At 45.4% G+C, this 4,326-nt stretch carries 4 protein-coding genes; 2 read left to right on the top strand and 2 right to left on the bottom strand.

Translation table 11 applies throughout. The features are described 5' to 3' along the window. Together V6C93_RS13025 and treZ are read right to left on the bottom strand one after the other, a co-directional pair. The coding region (locus V6C93_RS13025) for an alpha-amylase family glycosyl hydrolase (protein ID WP_333477085.1) at positions 1-971 on the bottom strand (971 nt) is incomplete at its 3' end. A 356-nt stretch (positions 972-1,327) separates the two neighbouring features. Further along, complete coding sequence (gene treZ / locus V6C93_RS13020) at positions 1,328-3,157, bottom strand: malto-oligosyltrehalose trehalohydrolase (protein ID WP_333477084.1); 1,830 nt, start codon at positions 3,155-3,157, stop codon at positions 1,328-1,330. Positions 3,158-3,832: 675 nt separating this feature from the next. Between treZ and V6C93_RS13015 the strand changes: the two genes are divergently transcribed. Both V6C93_RS13015 and V6C93_RS13010 read left to right on the top strand, forming a co-directional pair. Further along, complete coding sequence (locus V6C93_RS13015) at positions 3,833-3,955, top strand: hypothetical protein (RefSeq protein ID WP_333477083.1); 123 nt, start codon at positions 3,833-3,835, stop codon at positions 3,953-3,955. A gap of 12 nt (positions 3,956-3,967) precedes the next feature. Next, the coding region (locus tag V6C93_RS13010; protein ID WP_333477082.1) for a hypothetical protein at positions 3,968-4,326 on the top strand (359 nt) is incomplete at its 3' end.

The raw sequence follows: 4,326 nt of genomic DNA, 5'->3' as shown, positions 1-4,326 counted from the left end.
TGGAAAGCATCATTCCATTGGGCATCGATACCATAGCCCCCTGATTCAATGGGACGAATTATCTTAGTATCACTTAAATCATTCTCTGCTGTTAGGTAAAGTTTCCGACCTTGTTTTTGAGAAAGGGAATCAACGTTTTCTGCGAGTTCTTGTAGGAAGTGTTTGACACCAATATCGTATAGGTGGTCACTGGCATCTAAGCGTAGGGCGTCAATGTGATAGTTCTCAAACCAATACAGGGCGTTTGCAATAAAGTAATTACGCACACCGTAGCTATATTCACCATCAAAATTAATGGCATTGCCCCAAGCTGTTTTATAGTGGGCTGTGAAGTAAGGCCCATAGTCACTGAAGTAGTTTCCTTCGGGGCCAAAGTGGTTATAAATTACGTCGAGGATGATTGATATCCCGTGTTGGTGTGCTGCATCGACAAATTTTTTTAATCCTTCGGAACCCCCGTAGGAATGTTGCGGCGCGAAGGGGAAAACGCCATCATAGCCCCAGTTTCGGTTGCCGGGAAATTGCCCGATTGGCATCAGTTCGATCGCATTCACTCCAAATTCGTGCAACTCTTGTAACCGAGGAATAATTGCCTCAAAGGTTCCTTCCGAGGTGAACGTGCCAACGTGCAGTTCATAGATAATCATTTTCTCTAAGGAAACGCCAGACCAATCGGCATCAGTCCAGTTCATCTGGCTGTGATCAATTACCTCAGAGGGGCCGTGTACGTCCTTGGGTTGAGAGTGGGACGCGGGATCGGGTCTATCTATCTCTACTCCAAGTTTATAGAAATAAAGTGTTCCTGGCTCAATCTCTTCAGCGAGTACTTTAAAATACCCCCATTCGTCTTTTTGCATGGGAAGCAAACGCTGAGCAGGGGATACTATTTGTACAGCTACATCTTCGTGAGCGGGTGCCCAAACCGTAAATTCACAACGACCGTCACCAAGATAATGAGCGCCGATTTTCATCTTTAATTCCACGCACTGGGAAAAAGGGGAGTCGGTCTAGATTTTCTCCCTTTGCTAGCGATCGCGCATCTTTCTCGTGGAAGAAATCTGAGCATCAAGATTTTTCAGCTCACGTCGGTTCAGTTCATTAGACCTGTTTTGAAAGTCTCCTTTCATCCTGGAGTGTGAGCAGGTACGCTCATGAACGTCTCTTGCATAAATCCTGAAATGCCCCCTAAATCCCCCAATTCGGGGGGACTTGGAGATTCCGGTTCCTCCACCCAAGACAGTTCTCTCCTTTTAGGAGAGAGGAGTAAGGACGAAGCCTTTTTTTCTTGGGGGGTTAGGGCGGCAAAAATTGAATGAGAGCAAGAGGTCTATTGTGCTAATGTTTCCAGCTGGTAGAGTGCAAAACTTTGTGGACGAATTTTTACTTCCTGCCCTCGGATTAGTTTTTCGGGCAGAGTAGAGCCTGAACCCATCCATTTCTCATCGGACGAATCCAAAATTTTTCGCCAGATTCCACCGGGAGCGGTTTGACAAGTCACTTCTTTATCATTGAAGTTCATCATGCAGAAGATTTGGTCGCCACTACTTCCTCGCCGGAGGAAAAGAAGTTTATCTTCTTCAACGGCAGAAGCGTTTAGATTTTGCTTATCGAGTTGTTTGAGGGCAGGCAAGGTGCGGCGTAACTGAATTAAATGCTGATAAAGTTCTAACAGCGCTTTGTGTTTGCCTTCTTGCCGTTTATCCCATTTCAGGGTAGATTGCTCGAAAGCATCAAGGCTGAAGGGATCGATGAATTCTCCTTCTGCATGGAAGTCAGCAAACTCTCTTTTTCTTCCTTGTCTGACTGCCTCAACTAAATCCTGATCTGTGTGACTGACAAAGTAGAGGAAAGGAGAATCTTCCCCATACTCTTCACCCATAAATAGCATAGGAATGTAGGGAGAAAGCATGAGCGCACCCGCCGCAAGCTTTAACGCTTCAAACGATACTAGATGAGTCAAGCGTTCACCTAGCATACGATTACCAACTTGGTCGTGATTTTGGGTGCAAACGACAAATTGATAACCGGGGCGATCACTCGCATCACTGCCGTGATATCTTCGACGATGAGGAGCATATTTCCAGTCGTAAACAAAGCTATTTTTATAAGCTTTAGCTAGCTGTTCAACGCTTCCAAAATCTTGGTAATATCCCCTCTTTTCGCCTGTGAGCAATACATGAAGGACGTGATGGAAATCGTCGCTCCATTGGGCATCCATACCATGTCCACCCAACTCTTTTTCGCGAATGACCCGAACATCGTTTAAATCGCTTTCAGCAATTAAATAAAGTTTTCTACCCCCAGATTTGGCAAGAGCTTCAACCTTCTCTGCCATTTCTTGCAAAATGTGTGTCGCCCCCAAGTCATAAATAGCGTGGATGGCATCTAATCGCAGAGCATCAAAGTGATAGTTTTGGAACCAATACAGAGCATTTTCGATGAAGTAATTACGCACCCCCTCACTGTACTTATCATCAAAATTCATCGCCATGCCCCAAGGCGTCTTGTACATCTCCGTGAAGTAAGGGCCATATAGACTGTAATAGGCTCCTTCAGGGCCAAAGTGGTTGTAAACGACATCGAGAATGACGGATAAGCCCTCGCGGTGAGCAGCATCCACGAGTTTTTTCAAGCCTTCGGGGCCACCGTAGGAATTCTGCACAGCGTAAGTATAGGCTCCATCGTAACCCCAGTTGCGATCGCCCGGAAATTGAGCAACGGGCATAATCTCAATTGCATTAACTCCAAACTCGCGCAACTCCCTTAATCGGGGAATTATCTCTTCAAACGTACCTTCTGGCGTGAACGTCCCAACGTGCAATTCATAAATGATCATTTCCTCTAAGGGAATACCAGACCAATTAGCATCAGTCCAATTCATCTGGCTATGATCGACGACAGAGGAAGGCCCATGTACATCTTTCGGTTGATAATGAGATGCGGGATCGGGTCTATCATCCCCGGCTATTTTGTAGTAATAAAGTGTTCCAGGCTTAATGCATTCAGCGAGTGCTTTAAAGTATCCCTGTTCATCCTTTTGCATGGGGATAAGGCGGTTTTCAGGATAAACAATTTGCACCGCTACATCATCGTGAGCAGGTGCCCAAACCGTAAATTCACAATGACTGTCACCCAGATAAATAGAGCCTATTTTCACTTGTGATTTCCTTTTTAGAGCTAGGTTTATTGAAATCGAATCACCAAAATTTTTATGTTGTTAAAGAGTCATCAACCCTCTCATACCAAACTGTATGCCACAGGAAAAATAGCTGCTCCTAAGAAGGTGCGGCTAACTCCTAACAAAGACGGCTAGATGTTGTTGGCGCATTCGGAAAACCTAACCCCCCAGCCTCCTTAAGAAGCAAGGGAAGGAGGAGCCGGAAAGCCCCTCTCCTCTTAGGGGGTGTGGGGAGGGATCTGACCCCTCAGTTAATTCGCCAACAGTATCCGACTATCTATGAAAAAATAATCTTTATGGTTACAGCTCTTTTCTGAAAAGGGCTGAGTGGTTAAGGTAAATTGTTTTTGATTGTCTCCTGTTTGAAACGGTAGAGCATCTTTCTCTTGGAAGAGAATAGAGCATTTTCTACTAAACCCAGATAGAGCGAAATAGGCGTTTCTTAAGAGAGTTTATCGTGTAGCGATCGCTACGTTAGGCGTCTCTACTCGGCTCAGGGAAATAGTTGACTCTGCTTGACAAATCCACTCAGGTAGTGACTACTAGTTACCAAATTTGCAACTTAACTTGATGAATACTTCTTAGGTTTGATGCCAACTTAGGAGAGAACACAGCCAATTATTCCTATCTTTAAAATCACCTGGCTTGTAAACGGTGATACAAGATTTAGGACTTCTCAATGAATTGACTGTCAACGAGTGCGATTGCTTCTCTAGGGTGCTGCGCTTTGAGCGATCGCCGTTTGCTTGGGACAATAATCCTTTACCTGTCAGCTAAACCTAGAAATTCATGCTTGATGTTCGCCACTTGACAAGTGCTGTTCTGGTACTAACTACCTTAGAGATAACCGCGACTTCAACCAACGCCCTCTTGCCAACTCACTTAAAATTCATATCGGGTCAATCCCTTGCTCAATCCCTACAGGAACAGGATTCCCAAGCCCCCAACTCAGTCAAACAGCAATTTCGGCAAGATGCAGCGCAACTGGCTTTAGGGGGCAATTCCCCATCTTCATCCCGGAAGTTATCAGTGAGTGGGATTGAGGGACGCTCAACGAGCAGTAGATTGCCTGGAATTATACGGCGTAACCCCGATGGGAGTGAACCAAAGGTTGCACCTGTCATCTCTGGGATGCCTATCCCAATCAC

The sequence above is a fragment of the Allocoleopsis sp. genome, from assembly GCF_036703385.1.
GTDB lineage: Bacteria > Cyanobacteriota > Cyanobacteriia > Cyanobacteriales > Coleofasciculaceae > Allocoleopsis.
This window is presented reverse-complemented; position numbering and strand designations above follow the sequence as displayed.